The sequence below is a fragment of the Sporosarcina sp. UB5 genome, from assembly GCF_050859005.1.
Classification (GTDB): domain Bacteria; phylum Bacillota; class Bacilli; order Bacillales_A; family Planococcaceae; genus Sporosarcina.
The window spans coordinates 1,027,845-1,043,434 of the sequence record NZ_CP125984.1 but is presented as its reverse complement, the minus strand read 5'-3'; the positions used below and the strand labels follow the sequence as shown (position 1 = coordinate 1,043,434).

Annotated in this window: 15 protein-coding genes and 1 tRNA gene; 11 read left to right on the top strand and 5 right to left on the bottom strand. The window is 44.4% G+C overall.

Features of this window, described 5'->3' with window-relative positions; translation table 11 throughout:
- Window positions 1–194 precede the first annotated feature (194 nt).
- From QM454_RS05555 to QM454_RS05540, 4 genes are all read left to right on the top strand, one after another.
- The gene (locus QM454_RS05555) at window positions 195–1,853 is read left to right on the top strand and encodes a malate:quinone oxidoreductase (RefSeq protein ID WP_432362627.1); all 1,659 of its coding nucleotides are present in this window, start codon (window positions 195–197) and stop codon (window positions 1,851–1,853) included.
- A 182-nt stretch (window positions 1,854–2,035) separates the two neighbouring features.
- Window positions 2,036–2,785 (top strand): methionine ABC transporter ATP-binding protein, encoded by a 750-nt coding sequence (locus QM454_RS05550; protein WP_432362625.1) that lies wholly within the window; start codon window positions 2,036–2,038, stop codon window positions 2,783–2,785.
- Window positions 2,778–3,440 carry a methionine ABC transporter permease gene (locus QM454_RS05545; RefSeq protein WP_432362622.1) on the top strand — a complete coding sequence of 221 codons (663 nt, stop codon included), beginning with the start codon at window positions 2,778–2,780 and terminating at the stop codon, window positions 3,438–3,440. Before QM454_RS05550 ends, QM454_RS05545 begins: the two co-directional genes overlap by 8 nt.
- A gap of 14 nt (window positions 3,441–3,454) precedes the next feature.
- Window positions 3,455–4,282 carry a MetQ/NlpA family ABC transporter substrate-binding protein gene (locus QM454_RS05540; protein ID WP_432362620.1) on the top strand — a complete coding sequence of 276 codons (828 nt, stop codon included), beginning with the start codon at window positions 3,455–3,457 and terminating at the stop codon, window positions 4,280–4,282.
- Window positions 4,283–4,350: 68 nt separating this feature from the next.
- Here the strand turns inward: QM454_RS05540 and QM454_RS05535 are convergent, their stop codons facing one another.
- Window positions 4,351–4,839, bottom strand: coding sequence for a DUF1648 domain-containing protein (locus QM454_RS05535; RefSeq protein WP_432362617.1), 489 nt, complete (start codon window positions 4,837–4,839; stop codon window positions 4,351–4,353).
- A 165-nt stretch (window positions 4,840–5,004) separates the two neighbouring features.
- Between QM454_RS05535 and QM454_RS05530 the strand changes: the two genes are divergently transcribed.
- The 3 genes from QM454_RS05530 to QM454_RS05520 all read left to right on the top strand — a co-directional run bounded on the left by QM454_RS05530 (window position 5,005) and on the right by QM454_RS05520 (window position 7,348).
- The gene (locus tag QM454_RS05530) at window positions 5,005–5,316 is read left to right on the top strand and encodes a DUF378 domain-containing protein (protein WP_432362614.1); all 312 of its coding nucleotides are present in this window, start codon (window positions 5,005–5,007) and stop codon (window positions 5,314–5,316) included.
- Window positions 5,317–5,597: 281 nt separating this feature from the next.
- A complete protein-coding gene (locus QM454_RS05525) occupies window positions 5,598–6,536 on the top strand; it encodes a Gfo/Idh/MocA family protein (RefSeq protein ID WP_432362612.1) in 939 nt (312 codons plus the stop codon).
- A 164-nt stretch (window positions 6,537–6,700) separates the two neighbouring features.
- Window positions 6,701–7,348 carry an HAD family hydrolase gene (locus QM454_RS05520; RefSeq protein ID WP_432362609.1) on the top strand — a complete coding sequence of 216 codons (648 nt, stop codon included), beginning with the start codon at window positions 6,701–6,703 and terminating at the stop codon, window positions 7,346–7,348.
- A gap of 85 nt (window positions 7,349–7,433) precedes the next feature.
- Here QM454_RS05520 and QM454_RS05515 read toward each other — a convergent pair whose 3' ends face one another.
- Entirely contained in the window at window positions 7,434–8,627 is a 1,194-nt protein-coding gene (locus QM454_RS05515) for a coenzyme F420-0:L-glutamate ligase (protein ID WP_432362606.1), read from the bottom strand.
- 112 nt (window positions 8,628–8,739) lie between these two features.
- On the opposite strand from QM454_RS05515, the gene QM454_RS05510 reads away from it, so the two are divergent.
- Together QM454_RS05510 and QM454_RS05505 are read left to right on the top strand one after the other, a co-directional pair.
- Window positions 8,740–9,621, top strand: coding sequence for a LysR family transcriptional regulator (locus QM454_RS05510; protein WP_432362604.1), 882 nt, complete (start codon window positions 8,740–8,742; stop codon window positions 9,619–9,621).
- Window positions 9,622–9,829: 208 nt separating this feature from the next.
- Window positions 9,830–10,369 carry a GNAT family N-acetyltransferase gene (locus QM454_RS05505; RefSeq protein WP_432362602.1) on the top strand — a complete coding sequence of 180 codons (540 nt, stop codon included), beginning with the start codon at window positions 9,830–9,832 and terminating at the stop codon, window positions 10,367–10,369.
- A 42-nt stretch (window positions 10,370–10,411) separates the two neighbouring features.
- On the opposite strand, the gene QM454_RS05500 is transcribed toward QM454_RS05505, so the two are convergent.
- On the bottom strand, window positions 10,412–12,085 hold the full coding sequence (locus tag QM454_RS05500) for a ribonuclease J (protein WP_432363877.1): 1,674 nt from the start codon (window positions 12,083–12,085) through the stop codon (window positions 10,412–10,414).
- 64 nt (window positions 12,086–12,149) lie between these two features.
- Window positions 12,150–12,221: transfer RNA gene (locus QM454_RS05495), tRNA-Asn, on the bottom strand.
- A gap of 324 nt (window positions 12,222–12,545) precedes the next feature.
- On the opposite strand from QM454_RS05495, the gene QM454_RS05490 reads away from it, so the two are divergent.
- Together QM454_RS05490 and QM454_RS05485 are read left to right on the top strand one after the other, a co-directional pair.
- Window positions 12,546–14,093 (top strand): sensor domain-containing diguanylate cyclase, encoded by a 1,548-nt coding sequence (locus tag QM454_RS05490; protein WP_432362600.1) that lies wholly within the window; start codon window positions 12,546–12,548, stop codon window positions 14,091–14,093.
- Window positions 14,094–14,114: 21 nt separating this feature from the next.
- The gene (locus tag QM454_RS05485; protein ID WP_252504891.1) at window positions 14,115–14,291 is read left to right on the top strand and encodes a hypothetical protein; all 177 of its coding nucleotides are present in this window, start codon (window positions 14,115–14,117) and stop codon (window positions 14,289–14,291) included.
- 60 nt (window positions 14,292–14,351) lie between these two features.
- On the opposite strand, the gene QM454_RS05480 is transcribed toward QM454_RS05485, so the two are convergent.
- Window positions 14,352–15,545 carry a sialidase gene (locus tag QM454_RS05480; protein ID WP_432362598.1) on the bottom strand — a complete coding sequence of 398 codons (1,194 nt, stop codon included), beginning with the start codon at window positions 15,543–15,545 and terminating at the stop codon, window positions 14,352–14,354.
- Window positions 15,546–15,590: the final 45 nt, after the last annotated feature.

Here is a 15,590-nt window from a genome sequence, read left to right as displayed (position 1 = left end):
AATTCGCAAACAATTCACTCAAACTACTAAACAATTTTCATATTAAGGCATATAAACAAAAAATTATGATATAATATATGAGGTTATTATTAACAGAAAAGGTGTGTGTTCCTAGCTCGCGTCTTGTTCTGCTGTGACGCCAAAGAGGAGAGTCTACATCCTTTCTGCAAATTAACGGTATAAGGATGATAAAAATGAGCAACGGAGAAAAGAAAACAGACGTCATCTTAATTGGTGCCGGAATCATGAGTGCAACTTTGGGAACAATGTTGAAGGAATTGGCGCCGGAATGGAAAATCACAGTGTTCGAGAAGCTTCCGAGCGCGGGGGAAGAGAGCTCCAACGAATGGAATAATGCAGGGACAGGACATGCTGCATTATGCGAGCTCAACTACACCAATGAAAAGCCGGACGGGACTTTGGATATTAGTAAGGCGATCCAGGTCAACGAACAATTCCAGCTTTCTATGCAATTTTGGTCTTATCTTGTAAACAAGCAACTAATTAGTAACCCAGAAGACTTCATTATGCCATTGCCTCATATGAGCTACGTTCATGGTGAAGATAATGTGAAGTTTTTAAGAAATCGTTTTGAAGCGCTTTCCAATAATCCGCTATTCGAGGGCATGGAATTTTCCGATGACCCGGAGACATTGAAAGAATGGATTCCTCTTATGATGAAGGATCGGACTGTGAAAGAACCGATTGCTGCGACCAAAATTGATTCCGGAACGGACGTCAACTTTGGCGCTTTAACACGCGTGTTGTTTGACCATTTGAAGAATAGTAATGTCGATATAAACTACAACCATAATGTGAGCTCTTTGAAACGTACAGCTGACGGATCATGGGAATTGAAAGTGAAAAATCAGAGCAACGGTGAAGTTAAACGCCATACCGCGAAGTTCGTCTTTATCGGCGCTGGTGGAGGAAGCTTGCACCTATTGCAAAAATCAGGCATTCCTGAAGGGAAGCATATCGGGGGATTCCCGGTGAGCGGCCTCTTTTTAGTGTGTAAAAATCAGGAGATTGTCGAACAACATCATGCGAAAGTGTACGGAAAAGCTTCTGTCGGTGCACCACCGATGTCTGTTCCGCATCTTGACACAAGATATATCGATAATAAAAAGTCATTGTTATTCGGGCCGTTCGCCGGCTTCTCGCCGAAGTTCCTGAAAACAGGCTCCAACATGGATCTCATTACGTCCGTGAAACCGAGCAACGTCTTGACGATGTTGGCGGCAGGTGCGAAAGAAATGGCATTGACGAAATACTTAATTCAGCAACTGATGTTATCGAAGGAACAGCGGATGGAGGAATTGCGCGGCTTTATCCCGAGTGCTAAAGCTGCGGATTGGGATATTGTCGTGGCAGGCCAACGTGTTCAAGTAATTAAAGACACGGAAGCAGGTGGCAAAGGGACACTTCAATTTGGAACAGAAGTTGTCAGTGCCGCTGACGGCTCAATCGCCGCGTTGCTCGGAGCATCTCCAGGCGCATCCACGGCTGTTCACGTCATGCTTGAAGTACTAAATAAATGTTTCCCACAACACGTTAAAGAGTGGGAGTCGAAAATAAAAGAAATGATTCCTTCCTATGGGGTGTCGCTCGTCAACAACCCTGATCTATTAAAGGAAATCCACGCGACAACTGCGCAAGCACTCGGTTTACTTGCAGATGAGCAGGTCGAACCGGAATTGTCGAATGAGCAACCGGAGGCAGTGAACGAAGAAGATTCCATTGTCGTTGAATCTGGGGAGACGGAGCAAGATGCCACCTTAGGAGAAGACGAAGAAGTACCGAACGTGGACGATCCGTTAATTGTCGAACAAGAACCACAGAAAGTAGAGTGAAATAAGAAAGCTGACTCGGCGTAACTTGCCGTAGTCAGCTTTTTAATTTGCGGGAATCTATAGGGGGCGAATTGAAATTAACAATAGTATTACGTAACCGAATAATATGACAATCAGGTTGAATTAAGCTATAATATAAGACGTCGCAATCACCCTTCAATTCATGAAAAGGGGATTTTTTTATGATTACATTACATAACATAAGTAAAAGTTTCTCGTGTTTTCAGGCTATTCAATCCGTCTCTTTATCGGTAGAAAAAGGCGAAATTCACGGCATTATCGGTGCAAGTGGTGCCGGTAAATCAACGCTCTTGCGACTAATGAATTTGCTGGAAGTCCCGGATGACGGGGAAGTAGTCGTCAATGGTCAGACGTTGACAGCTCTGAACGGCAAACAACTCCGGCAAGCAAGGAAATCAATTGGGATGATTTTTCAGCACTTTAATTTAGTCGCGAATAAAACGGTGTATGAAAACGTCGCTGTATCTTTGGAACTGGCAAAATACCCGAAAAAAGGACGTCGGGCACGTGTAGAAGAATGTCTTCAATTTGTCGGGTTAGACAGTTTCATGGACAAGTATCCGGCTCAATTGAGTGGCGGGCAAAAGCAACGCGTGGCGATTGCGAGGGCATTGGCGAACAACCCACAAGTGTTGTTATGCGACGAGCCAACGTCATCTCTCGATCCGAATACAACTGCTGAAATTTTACATGTGTTGAAAGATATTAACCGGAGCTTCGGAGTTACGATCGTCATTGTTAGCCATGAGATGGAAGTCATTAAAAGCATTTGCAACCGTGTCACCGTTATGAATGAGGGCCAGGTCTACGATACGGTTTCCATTGAGCCGAAAGGGATTGGAATGATGGACAATAGCCCTAGTTTCTTTGTAGAACAGCTTACAAAGGACGGTGAACTAAACGATGCCTGATATTTTGCTTCAATATGAAGCTGAAATTTGGAATTCAATCGGGGAGACGTTCATAATGGTCGGCGTTTCAATCGCTGCAGCCGTGTTAGTCGGGCTTCCCGTTGGAACATTGCTCTTTTTGTGTAGGAAAGGGCAAATATATGAAAACCCGGTTGTTTTTTCAGTATTGAATTTAGTAGTAAATATAATCCGTTCGTTCCCGTTCCTATTATTGGTCGTCTTCCTTATCCCGTTCACGAGGATGCTCATCGGGACAGCTATCGGGACGACGGCCGCAACCGTGCCGTTATCGATTATCGCCATCGCGCATTATTCTAGACTCGTTGAACAATCGTTAGTCGATGTTCCGAAAGGCGTCATGGAAGCGGCAATTGCTATGGGGGCGTCGGTTAGACAAGTCATCTTTAAGTTCCTATACGTCGAAGCCCGTTCAGGACTCGTTTTAGGATTAACCACGTCGATCATCAGTTTTATTTCATACTCAACAATTATGGGCGTCGTCGGTGGTGGCGGCATCGGGGACTTTGCAATCCGATACGGCTATCAGCAATTCAAAACGGATTTAATGATGTACATGATTATAATAATGGTCATACTGGTACAGCTTATCCAATTTACCGGAACAACTGTATCAAGAATGATAGATAAACGATAACAGGAGGATACAACATGAGAAAACTACTGATGCTAACGGCATTGCTAATGCTTTTATTAGCAGGTTGTGGCAAAGATAAAGCAGCGGATACCCCTGCTAACGTGCAAGAGAAAGATGAAACAGTTACATTGAAAGTCGCTTCATTGATTCCTCCGATGACGGAAATTCTTGAGCTGGTGAAACCGAAGCTTGCTGAAGAAGGAATTGACCTTGAAGTTATCGTATTAGGTGACAATGTCCAGCCGAACAGTGCGCTTGCAGCGAAAGAAGTGGACGTAAACTTCTTCCAGCACGTACCGTACATGGAAGAGTTCAACCGTAATAACAATGCAAACTTAGTTCCGATTACACCAATCTATTTTGCAAACTATGGCGTGTACTCAAAAGACTTCGCTTCAATTGATGAACTGCCAGAAGGTGCGGTCATCGCAATGGCAAACGATGTTTCCAACATCGACCGTTCGTTAGCGTTGCTTGCACAGCATGAAGTCATTACGTTAGGTGAAAAGAAAGACACGTATTATACGAAAGCCGATATTGTCGACAATCCGAAAAACTATAAGTTTGAAGAAGTCGATTTGCTCATGCTTGCGCGCATGTATGATGATGCGGATGCGGTCGTGATGACGCCTGCTTATGCTGCACCACTCGGATTGACGCCGAAAAGTGATGCGTTGTTGACAGAAGGAATCGAAAATGACTTTGCGATCACGCTAATTGCTCGTGAAGACAATAAAGACTGGGAGCCGATTCAAAAGTTGGCTGACGCAATGACGAGCCCGGAAGTACGCGAATTTTTAGAAGAAAACTATGACGAAACCGCAATTCCTGCGTTTGAATAAATAATGAAAAGAGCCATTCCGGTTGAATTTGCAACTTGGAATGGTTTTTTTATTTGCCAATCAAACAATTATCTCAACGAACGGACGATAAAGAATGCCATCGACCCGAACAAGATGACGAGGAAAATAGGCAGAAAGGTGATACCGAGGGAGTCGATGTTCCCTAAAGCCACTTGCTCAGTTTTGTAAGTTAGAAACGTGAAAAGAAGAACACATTCATTTTTCAAGACGTTTAATAACATCCGTGAGTTCTTATATTGAAACTCAATATTGTTTTCATTCAACTTTATATAGTTATGCCACTCGGGATGCTTCTCGAGAAACGTCAAGAACACCGCTAACAAGGCAGCGATAATAGGCAACAAGATAAGCTCCCATTTGGATCCCCAACGGTCCACGTCACCTGCCGCGTTATAATGCGCAGGCACTTGGTCAGGAAGTTGCCCCCAAATTACAATCGTATAAATGATGCCAGCTAAAAAGATAAGTGCGGTTATAATGTCCAATGTTTTTTCAAACGAGGATTTTGGAATGTCTAATACAGGTTTGTTATTCATGTTTACACTCCTTTACTACATTGCTTTACGGTTAGTTCGCGCGAAAGTTTCATTACAGTAATAAAACAGAAGTGCACTTGGTTAATTTTGGATACCTTCATTATGTATGAAAATCCTTATTTAGCAAAAGATGATACTAATTGTTTACATGAGGAGGAATATGATATGGGAGCTTTACGACGTATTGCATTAGCACTGGTCATTATTGGAGCATTAAATTGGGGACTCATCGCTTTCTTCCAGTTTGACTTAGTTGCATCATTATTTGGTGGACAAGATGCCTTTTTGTCGAGGGTAGTTTACGCCCTTGTAGCTATTGGCGGTTTGATTTGCTTGGGCCTATTATTTAAACCAGACGAGGACAACGAAACTGTTACGACTCGGCGTCGCCATTCAACCCCGGCCATGAATGCTGAGTTCGGAGAGGAACCGGACTTTACAAAGGAACGAAAGCAATCTGACAAAGACAAGAAATAAAATGGAGTGACAGTGATCCTGCAATCGTGGGGGCTGTCACTTTTTACTTTTTAAAAATATCCAGAAGAGTTCTCGTTTATGGCGAAGGAGTTCTCGTTCTTCGCGAAAGAGTTCTCGTTTACGGAGAAGAAGTTCTCAATCTCTGCGTAGGAGTTCTCGTTTACAGCAAAGAAGTTCTCGTTCTCCGTGAAAGAGTTCTCATATACGACGAAAAAGCTCTCGTTATGAACAAATGACAGTCCACCCCACCTATTGTACGATAGGGAAAAGGGGGAATTTTCATGATACATATTGGGATTATCGGTTTAGGCGCCATTGGGCAACGGTTACTTAATCAATTTACGGTGCATGACGAAGTCGCTGTCGTCGCTGTTTGCGATCAAAATGAATCACTAGCAATAGAAACCGCCGACAGGCTTGGCAACATACAAGCCTATACAGACTATAAGCAGCTACTTGCCAACGAGAAGGTGGACGTTGTCTACGTGGCAGTGCCACCGAAATTCCACCACGCCATCGTTATGGATGCCATTCAAGCGAAAAAGCACGTCCTATGCGAGAAGCCTTTAGCAAATTCGTTAGAAGAGGCGAAGGAGATGGCGGATGCTGCGAAGGAAGCGGGCATCGTTCACGCCATGAACTTCCCGCTAAATTATGGCCAAGCGGCAACGAAATTCGCTGAACTCATCGAGGACAACTACATTGGCAAGTTGCGTCGCCTTCAGCTCTCCATGTATTTCCCAGAATGGCCACGTGCTTGGCAGCAGAATGACTGGGTTGGCGGGCGAGAGCAGGGCGGTTTTGTTCTCGAAGTCGGTGTCCATTTCATTCAGCAGACGTTGAAGCTGTTTGGCGAAATCCGCAATATCCAAACACGTTTAGAGTTTCCTAATGACCCGACGTTATGCGAAACAGGCATCATTGCGACAGCAGAGCTGGCGGACGGTACACCGGTTTTGATTGAAGGGTTGAGCGGAATAGCCGGGAAAGAACATATCGGGTTTACTGCATATGGAATGGACGGCGTCCTAAGTCTAGAAAATTGGGGACATTTACGAGGAGGAAAAACTGGCGACGAATTGGAAACAATTTCCCTTGAGGAAATGACACCGCAACGCTTGATCGATGAGTTACTAAAAGCAGTGAATGGGCAAGAAGCGGAAATTTATGATTTTGAAGCCGGTTATCAAGCGCAGAAAGTGTTGGAGGAATTAAGATAGGAAAGGTAGAGGGATTGCTCCCTCTACCTTTTGTCACTTCTCTATCTCAATAACAATCTCATCCAGAAAATGATGTGAATTGACTGCAAAACTCATAGAAGAGGGTTTTTCACATGCAATGTCGAATTTGTTCAACATGGAAGAATAGGGAAGGAGTGTTACATGTGAAAGCAATAATTTTTGATTTTGATGGAACATTAGCGAATACATTGCCTATTTGTGATTATGCTTTTCAAAGTGTTTTCAAGGAGTTTGACAACAAACAACTGTCATCGGGGGAAATCAGAGCTATGTTTGGCCCTTGTGAAGTTGGAATTATAAAAGGAAATCTTCTGCATGAAAATAAGGAGCAGGCGATTGAGTTGTATTACGAAAAGTATTTGGAAAAGCATAATGACCTAGTTGCGGCAAATCAGGAGATTCATGATTTATTGCTTGAGATGAAAAGGAAGGGCCTAAAATTAGGCATTGTAACGGGTAAGGCAAAGAGAAGTTTGGATATCTCGATGAAAGCACTCCAAATGCACGATTTTTTTGACGTAATCATAACCGGCGATGATGTAATTGAGCCAAAGCCCCATCCAGAAGGATTACTCAAAGCACTATCACAGTTACATGTGAACAATCATGAAGCGATGTTTATTGGCGATAGTAATGCGGATATTCAAGCGGGGATAGCAGCCGATATTTATACAGTAGGTGTGCATTGGCTCCCAGATATTCAAACGATGGAGTTTTCTGTTGCGCCTCATGCGTATTACAAGGAAGTACGAGAGTTTATTAACTCATTACCGGCAGGCATGACGCAGTGAGGAGAAGTGGGAACATCACGTTAAGAGAAGTATATAGTAAACATGCCATAAAAAAGCCCTCAGTCAAATGACTAAGGGCTGCATCTTATTTCGTAAAGTTATCAAAGTATCCTTGAATGAACACGATCGGAGTACCTTTATCGCCGCTACCAGACGTCAAATCAGACAATGAACCGATGAGGTCTGTCAGTTTCCGTGGTGTTGTCCCTTGGGATTCCATCGAGCCGACGAGGTCTTCCTCTTTGTTTTCAATGAAGTCATTGATTGCCTTTTTCAACTCTTCGCCGCGTAAATCAGCAAAATTATTGTCTGCAAGGTATTTCAACTTAATTTCATTTGGTGTGCCGTCTAGGCCTGCTGTGTAGGCAGGGGATACGACTGGATCCGCAAGTTCCCAGATCTTGCCGACTGGATCTTTGAAAGCGCCGTCGCCATATACCATCACTTCAACCGTTTTCCCGGTCTTTTCCTTTAGGGAAGCTTGGATTGTGTCAACGACTGGCTGGCAATTACGAGGGAATAGCTTTATGCTGTCTTCCGTCGCTTTATTTGAGCCAAGCAGACCGTATGCTTCATTAAATCCGCTGCCATCGACTGATTCAGCAAGGATATTATCGAGGCTATAGATCTTTTCGCCACCGTTTGCTTTCAAAATACGTTTCGTTCTAAAACGGGAATGGATATCGCACGTAAGTACGTCTTTCGTGTAATCAAGAATCGTCTTCGCGTTGTTCGAGAAGATGACTTCGCACTCTACTCCGTACTCTTCAACGATTGATTTATAATAATCGATGTAATCGATACCTGTAAATGTATGTTTATTATATCCAAAATGGTTGCGGAACTCTTGTTCATTCAATACGTCCGTCCATGGATTAACGCCCTTTTCGTCGAGCATGTCAAGATCGACAAGGTGGTTACCGACTTCATCGGATGGATAGCTGAGCATCAAAACGATTTTCTTCGCAGCACCTTTCGCAATTCCGCGAAGACAAATTGCAAATCGGTTACGGCTTAAAATCGGGAAAATAACGCCGATTGTGCTGTCGCCGAATTTCGCTTGAACGTCTTTCGCAATATGATCGACTGTCGCGTAATTATCTTGGGCGCGAGCTACGATGGATTCCGTAATACTGACAATATCTCTGTCATTGATGGTCAACCCTTCAACTTCTGCCGCTTTTAATACGCTATCTACGACGATCTCCTCGATGTTATCCCCTTTATTGATAATCGGGCAACGAAGACCTCTGACAACCGTTCCAACTACTCTTTCCAATGTTATCGCTCCTTATCGGTATAACTTAACTGACGATCTACTTGTACTATACTACCAATCAGTGGTATAAGTAAAATTAATATATCTAATAATGGGTATAAGGGGTGGTTATATGGTTAGTAAATTAGACTTGTACCGTGTTTTTTGTATCGTTGGGAAAAATAAAAGCTTTTCAGGCGCTGCGAAAGAACTATTCATGACCCAGCCAGCTGTTAGCCAATCGATTATGCAACTGGAACGGGAACTCGATACACGACTGTTCAACCGGACACCTAAAGGAGTCACGTTGACGAATGAAGGAAGCCTTCTTTTGGAGTATGTTAATTCAGCCATCAATTTAATCGAAATCGGTGAAGAAAAGATTGCAGAGTTCAAAAATCTGACGACCGGTGAACTGCGAATTGGCGTCGGAGATACAATTTCCAAGTACTTTCTTCTTCCCCATCTCGAATCCTTCCGTAGCCGATTTCCGAATATCAAATTAAAAATCGAGAATGGAACGACGGATGAACTTATTTCATTCTTGAAATCGGGTCAAGTCGATATTGTCATCTGCAACTTGCCTGTAAGCGATCCTACATTGAACGTAACACCTTGCTTGGATATCCATGATACGTTCGTCTATGGAGATAAATACAGGAAGCTGCTAGCAAGGCAGATTGACTTCCAGGAACTTACCAAGCTCCCGCTTATTTTCCTCGAGCCGAGTTCGAATTCGAGAAAATATGTCGAGGATTATTTGTCGACCAAAGGGGTAACAATCTCGCCCGAGTTCGAATTGGGGTCCCATGATCTCGTTGTGGAATTTGCGAGGATGAATATGGGGATTGCCTGCGTAACGAGGGAATTCACGGAACATTATTTAGAGAGCGGGATTCTTCATGAAGTTCAGCTAACCGAACAAATTCCGCATCGAAGCATCGGTATCTGTTCCTTGAAAAGTGTGCCGCTATCTCCGGCATCGACTAGATTTTGGGAGTTAGTTGTAGGATAATTATATGGAAGCCTTTATTTATGCGTGTAAATTGAACGTTATGCGTGATTATTTTCGTTTATGAACGTATCGGAGGAATTATGAGCTTTTATTTCCATTTATGCGCTTTTGTACGTGATTATGCGTACGTAAGCGGATTTATGCGCACTTGTCGGAGTTTATGCGTTTCTGGAAACGACGAATATACAATAAAAGGGGGATCAGTCAAATGTTTAGTTATAAAATAGACGAAAATATCGAGTTACGATTATTAGAACACGGACATGCTGAACAGCTTTTCCAATTAACCAATCAATCAAGAGAAAGCCTACGAGAATGGCTTCCATGGCTCGATTTCACATGGACTGTAGCAGATTCGAGAAGTTTCATCAGTGGAACATTACAGCAGTTCAGCAGGAATGACGGCTTTCAGGCAGGCATTTGGTACAAAGGAGAGCTCGCCGGCGTCATCGGCCTGCATGGCATTAATTGGTCAAACAAATCAACATCGATTGGGTACTGGCTAGGAACTGGCTTTGAAGGCAAGGGATTAATGACGAAAGCGTGCCGGGCGGTTGTCGACTATTGCTTTAACGAATTAGAACTGAATCGGATTGAAATCCGTACTGCGACTGAAAATGTAAAAAGCGCAGCGATCCCGCAACGGCTTGGCTTCAAACAGGAAGGCCGTTTGCAACAAGCAGAGTGGTTGTATGATAAATTTGTTGATCATTATGTGTTTGGATTGGTAAAAGAGGATCAGCAGTGAAAATGCTGAAGCGGAGGCCAAGCGATGTCCTCCGCTTCATTCTTATATTTCGATAATAAAAGGCAGGATCATCGGCCTTCTTCTCGTTCGGGTATAGAGCAGCTTGTCAACCGCTTTCCGAATCTCGTGTTTCATGTCGTTCCGTCGATAGCGGGTGGATGGCTTTGCATCCTTGATTGTTGCGATGACTAACTCATTTACTTCTTTGTAAAGCTCATTCGCATCTCGTTCGTAGACGAAGCCCCGTGAAATCGTGTCCGGATTCGAAATGATTCGCCCATCCGATTTACTCATGGAAACGACGATGATGAGCATCCCTTCTTCGGAAAGTAGTTTGCGATCGCGCAAGACGACTCTTCCAACATCCCCGATGCCTAGTCCGTCGACAAAGACATCTCCTGCTTCTACATGCCTCGTTTGGCGCGCGACGCCGTTCTGAATGTCCACAACATCGCCGTTATTCAGAAGAAAAATATTTTCCCTCTCCACGCCGACTGCTTCCGCCATTGAACGATGCAACTCCAACATGCGGTACTCACCATGGATCGGGATAAAATACGTCGGTTGCATTAACGAAAGCATCAGTTTCAACTCTTCCCGATAAGCATGTCCAGAAACATGCATGCCGGTTGCTCCGCCCGTTCCGTAAATGACGTTAGCTCCTAGCCGGTACAAGTTGTCGATGATGCGAGACACGCTTTTTTCATTCCCTGGTATCGGACTGGACGCAAAAATGACGGTATCTCCGGGATATACGGATACTTGGCGGAAATTATTACTCGATAGTCGCGATAATGCCGCCATCGGCTCGCCTTGGCTTCCTGTACAAATAATCACGACATTTTCAGGATTCATCTGATTGACTTCCTGCTGTTCAATGAGCATTCCTTCTGGGATGTCCAAATACCCGAGTTCGTCCGCGACTGAAACGACATTCACCATGCTTCTGCCGAGCAAGGCAATTTTCCGATTCGTCATTTGTGCAGCTTCGATAATTTGCTGCACACGATGGACATTCGAAGCGAATGTTGAAATAAAGATTTTCCCTTCCGCTTTCCGGAATGCATCTGCGATATGATCCCCAACAACCCGTTCGGATTGCGAAAACCCTTGGCGTTCCGCATTCGTGCTTTCGGATAATAAAAGCAAAACACCCTTTTTCCCGATTTCAGCCATTTTATGAAGGTCCGCGTATTCATTATTTACAGGCGTCAAATCAAACTTGAAATCACCCGTATGCACGACCGTTCCTTCGGGCGTTTCGAAAGCGATACCGAGACAATCCGGAATGCTATGATTTGTTTTGAAGAACGTGGCGGTCATCGTACCGAGGTCAATAGTTGAATCTCCGTCAATTAATGTAAGCTTCGTATCCCGGAGAAGGCCGTGCTCCTTTATTCTCAATTCGATAAGACCGAGTGTCAGCCGCGTCGCGTAAATAGGGACATTCATTTGTTTCAAAAAGTACGGAATGCCGCCGATATGGTCTTCATGTCCATGAGTAACAATGAGTCCTCGCACGTTTTCCCGGTGTTCCTTTAAGTAGGAAATGTCTTGTATGATCAGATCGACGCCCAGTAAACTTTCGTCTGGAAATTTTGAACCGCAATCGACTACGACAATATCGTCTTCATATTGGATGACGTACATATTTTTCCCGATTTCATTAATGCCGCCTAAAGCGAAAACCGCTAAATTATTTGTGTCCACATCGATGTCCTCCCACACTGATAATGAAAAAGGGCTGTCTCGTCAGTCGTTACGACAGAGACAGCCTTTACTCCGAAAGTAGGATTCGAACCTACGGCCTATCGGTTAACAGCCGATTGCTCCACCGCTGAGCTATTTCGGAAAGGTATTCGTACACCTATAATGTGCAATGTTGGGGGAATTATTCATGTTGATTTCAATTAAATTTCTGAATAGGTTAAAAGTCCTTAAGTGATCATAACTATCAGAGATTGCGCCATAACTCAACAAGATTGCGCTAAAACCAGCCCAAACTCGAGCAAAACACCGCCCACATCCCCCGAAGCTGCGCAGTTAACTAAGACTAATGGCTAGTTAAATTTATATAGTAAAAATCACAAATTCATACCAATATTATGGCGTTTTTTGGGTATATAGATGGTAGGTGGTGCAAGGTTCATAGAATTTGAACAAGGATGTGGGCACTTTGAGACTGTCGTTAAAGTATTTAATAGGTCTAGTTGCATTCGTATCAATAGTGCTGACATTGGCTGCCAGCATCATTTCGGGATATCGGGTGGAACAGCAATCATTAATTGAGGGTACGTTGGAAACGAATCGCGTGTATGCGGTGAAGTTGGCACAGTCGACGGAGTCTTATTTGTCGATGACGCTGCAATCTTTGGAAATGAGTGCTCGTTACATTGCGCCTTTCATGGGTCAGGAAAATGTCGAACAAACACTGTTTTCCGAAGTGGAGCGAATGAAAAAACAGACGAATACGTTCAATTCGGTCTTAATCGTCGATAAAGAGGGTGAAATTTTAGCCGGCTATCCGGAAACTTTGGATTTAAAAGGGAAAGTACTAGATTCGGAAGGCGGTCACGAGGCGCTGAAGAGTCGCGAAGCATTGATTTCACAACCTTACATCAGCTTAACTGGTCGATTAATTATTTTCCTTTCCTATCCAATCTTCGACGGTGGGGGCGATTATCTCGGCCTTGTTGGGGGAACGATTTATTTGAAGGAAGAAAATATTCTCCAGCACGTATTAGGTGAACATTTTTACGAGGACGGTTCCTATGTCTATGTTGTCGATAAAAGCGGACGCGTCATCTACCATCAAGATCCTCGTCGCGTGAATGACGTTGTGTTGGAAAATCCGGTCGTCCAGCAGTTGGTAGCGGGTAAAAGTGGTGCGATGGAAGTCCAAAATACATTGGGGGTCGAAATGCTCGCGGGTTATGCGACGATTCCAATCGCCGATTGGGGAGTGGTGACCCAAAGGCCGAAAGAAGTCGCTTTGGTGCCATCCGTCAAGATGATAAAGGAAATGATATTGAAGACAATTCCAATCATCGTCATCTCCTTCCTCGTCATCTTGTTTGTGTCTATTCATATTGCCCATCCTTTGACTATGCTCGCCTCGTATGCCGAGTCCAGCATCGAAAACAATCAAGGGGAAAAAATCAATAACGTAAATGCATGGTACTATGAAGCGATTCAATTGAAAAAGGCATTGAATTATAGCTTGAATTACTTTATTCACCAATCAACGGTCGATCCGTTGACGAAGCTGATGAACCGCCGGGCGATGGATGCGCATTTGGAGAAATGGACAGAGCAGGGACGCCCTTTTGCATTGCTTATTTTTGATATCGATAAATTCAAGCGCGTCAATGATACGTATGGACATTCGATGGGTGATGAAGTGCTGAAGTATTTGGCGGCGTCTGTGCTTGAAGTTGTCCGGAAAGATGATGTATGCTGCCGTTTCGGTGGAGAGGAATTTATCATGCTATTGCCGGAAACGAATCGGCAGGAGGCTTTCCGAGTAGCGGAACGGTTGCGCAAGAAGCTGGAAAGCACAGTCAGTCCATGCGGGGAAATTGTCACGATTTCCATTGGGATTGCAATGTACCCAGAAGATCGAGCGTACTCGGCGGAGCTGTTGGAGTTGGCAGACCAATGCCTTTATGAAGCGAAACAGACGGGGCGCAATCGGACGATTGATTATGCTACACTGGTTAAATGAAAGCACAAGGAGGACACGATCATGCAATATTCGAAATCGAAAATGGAACTGCTTGTGAAAAACAATGCGGAATTGACGCAGCGGTTGAAGCAGATCATGAAGGAACATGAGTTGGAAAAGAGTTTTGCATTGAAGGCACTGTATCACTCCGAAGTGAAGGAAAGCGGCAGGTTCATGAAGGATTATCAGGAGCTTTAAATTTCCGAAATATAAGCAGGGACACGTCTAGTAAGCATCGACGTGTCCCTGTTTTTTAGTTTATCTATTTTGATACAAATGAATGAGGCTTTGGTTTTGTCCTCTTGCAAACACGTCCGTCCGGTTCGGTCCCCATGATACGGCTGCAGGCCTTGAAGTGAGTGATCCGCCGAGGTTTTGCCAGTCAATCCAGCGAGTTCCGTTCCATTCTCGCAAGTACAAACTATTGTCCGTTCCGCGCACGAACACTTGCAGTCGGTTCGGCTGCTTGGAGGAAACGGTTGGTCCGCCGACGAGGACTCCGCCGAGGCTTTCCCAATTGCTCCACGTCGATCCGTTCCACCATTTATGAATCAAATCTTGGTTTTGTCCCCGTGCAAACACATCAATCCGGTTCGGTCCCCACGATACAGCCGCCGGTTCGGAAGTCATGTTGCCGCCAAGGTTTTCCCAATCTTCCCATCGAGATCCGTTCCACGTCTTTTTGTACAGTCCATTGTCAGTTCCTCTCACGAATACATCTATTTGATTGGACCGACGGGAAGATGCGGCAGGGTCGCTCGTCAGCACTCCGCCAAGGCTTTCCCAGTCATTCCATTGACGCCCATCCCACCATTTATGATAAAGGGCATTGTCGGTTCCTCTTACGAATACATCAATGCGGTTCGGTCCCCAAGAGACCGCTGCAGGAGCGGACGTTAACACTCCACCAAGGCTTTCCCACTCATTCCATTGACGTCCATCCCACCATTTATGGTAAAGGGCTTGGTCAGTCCCTCGAACAAAAACATCTAACCGATTCGGCTGCCAAGAAGATACTCCCGGAGCAGACGTTAAGACGCCGCCCAAATCCTCCCAACCGATCCACCCTTGACCGGGTTGGCCACCGCCTCCTCGGATTTCATCTAGAGTGAGTTGAATGACCCGCAACAATATGCGGTCTGTAACGTTTTGCGGGATGTTGAACTGACGGAAGAATAAGTTCATCCACGGGTATTGCCGTTGGAACTGTCGATAAATTTGCTCGGCTGTTTGATTCGCCGTTGCAGCATTTATTGTAAAGCCAATGACAAGCGTGAAGACATAATTGGTGATGACCTGATTCATGCCATACCGGTCGAGTTCTCGGTACAGGTCATAATGTTCCCTTCTAATTTTTTGCAAAATCTGCTGAACTCTATCTTGACGGTCTCTTTCATTAGGGTCACGTTGTGCATATTGATTCATCGGCATCATATATCCATAATAAAACAATCAAATACCTCCTCTGAGTGATAAGATAGTATATGCAAAGCGCCT

Coding starts and splice junctions, on each gene's coding strand:
- QM454_RS05555 (WP_432362627.1), top strand. CDS start 195: ATGAGCAACGGAGAAAAGAAAACAGACGTCATCTTAATTGGTGCCGGA.
- QM454_RS05525 (WP_432362612.1), top strand. CDS start 5,598: ATGATACATATTGGGATTATCGGTTTAGGCGCCATTGGGCAACGGTTA.
- QM454_RS05510 (WP_432362604.1), top strand. CDS start 8,740: ATGGTTAGTAAATTAGACTTGTACCGTGTTTTTTGTATCGTTGGGAAA.
- QM454_RS05485 (WP_252504891.1), top strand. CDS start 14,115: ATGCAATATTCGAAATCGAAAATGGAACTGCTTGTGAAAAACAATGCG.
- QM454_RS05535 (WP_432362617.1), bottom strand. CDS start 4,839: ATGAATAACAAACCTGTATTAGACATTCCAAAATCCTCGTTTGAAAAA.
- QM454_RS05545 (WP_432362622.1), top strand. CDS start 2,778: ATGCCTGATATTTTGCTTCAATATGAAGCTGAAATTTGGAATTCAATC.
- QM454_RS05540 (WP_432362620.1), top strand. CDS start 3,455: ATGAGAAAACTACTGATGCTAACGGCATTGCTAATGCTTTTATTAGCA.
- QM454_RS05530 (WP_432362614.1), top strand. CDS start 5,005: ATGGGAGCTTTACGACGTATTGCATTAGCACTGGTCATTATTGGAGCA.
- QM454_RS05505 (WP_432362602.1), top strand. CDS start 9,830: ATGTTTAGTTATAAAATAGACGAAAATATCGAGTTACGATTATTAGAA.
- QM454_RS05550 (WP_432362625.1), top strand. CDS start 2,036: ATGATTACATTACATAACATAAGTAAAAGTTTCTCGTGTTTTCAGGCT.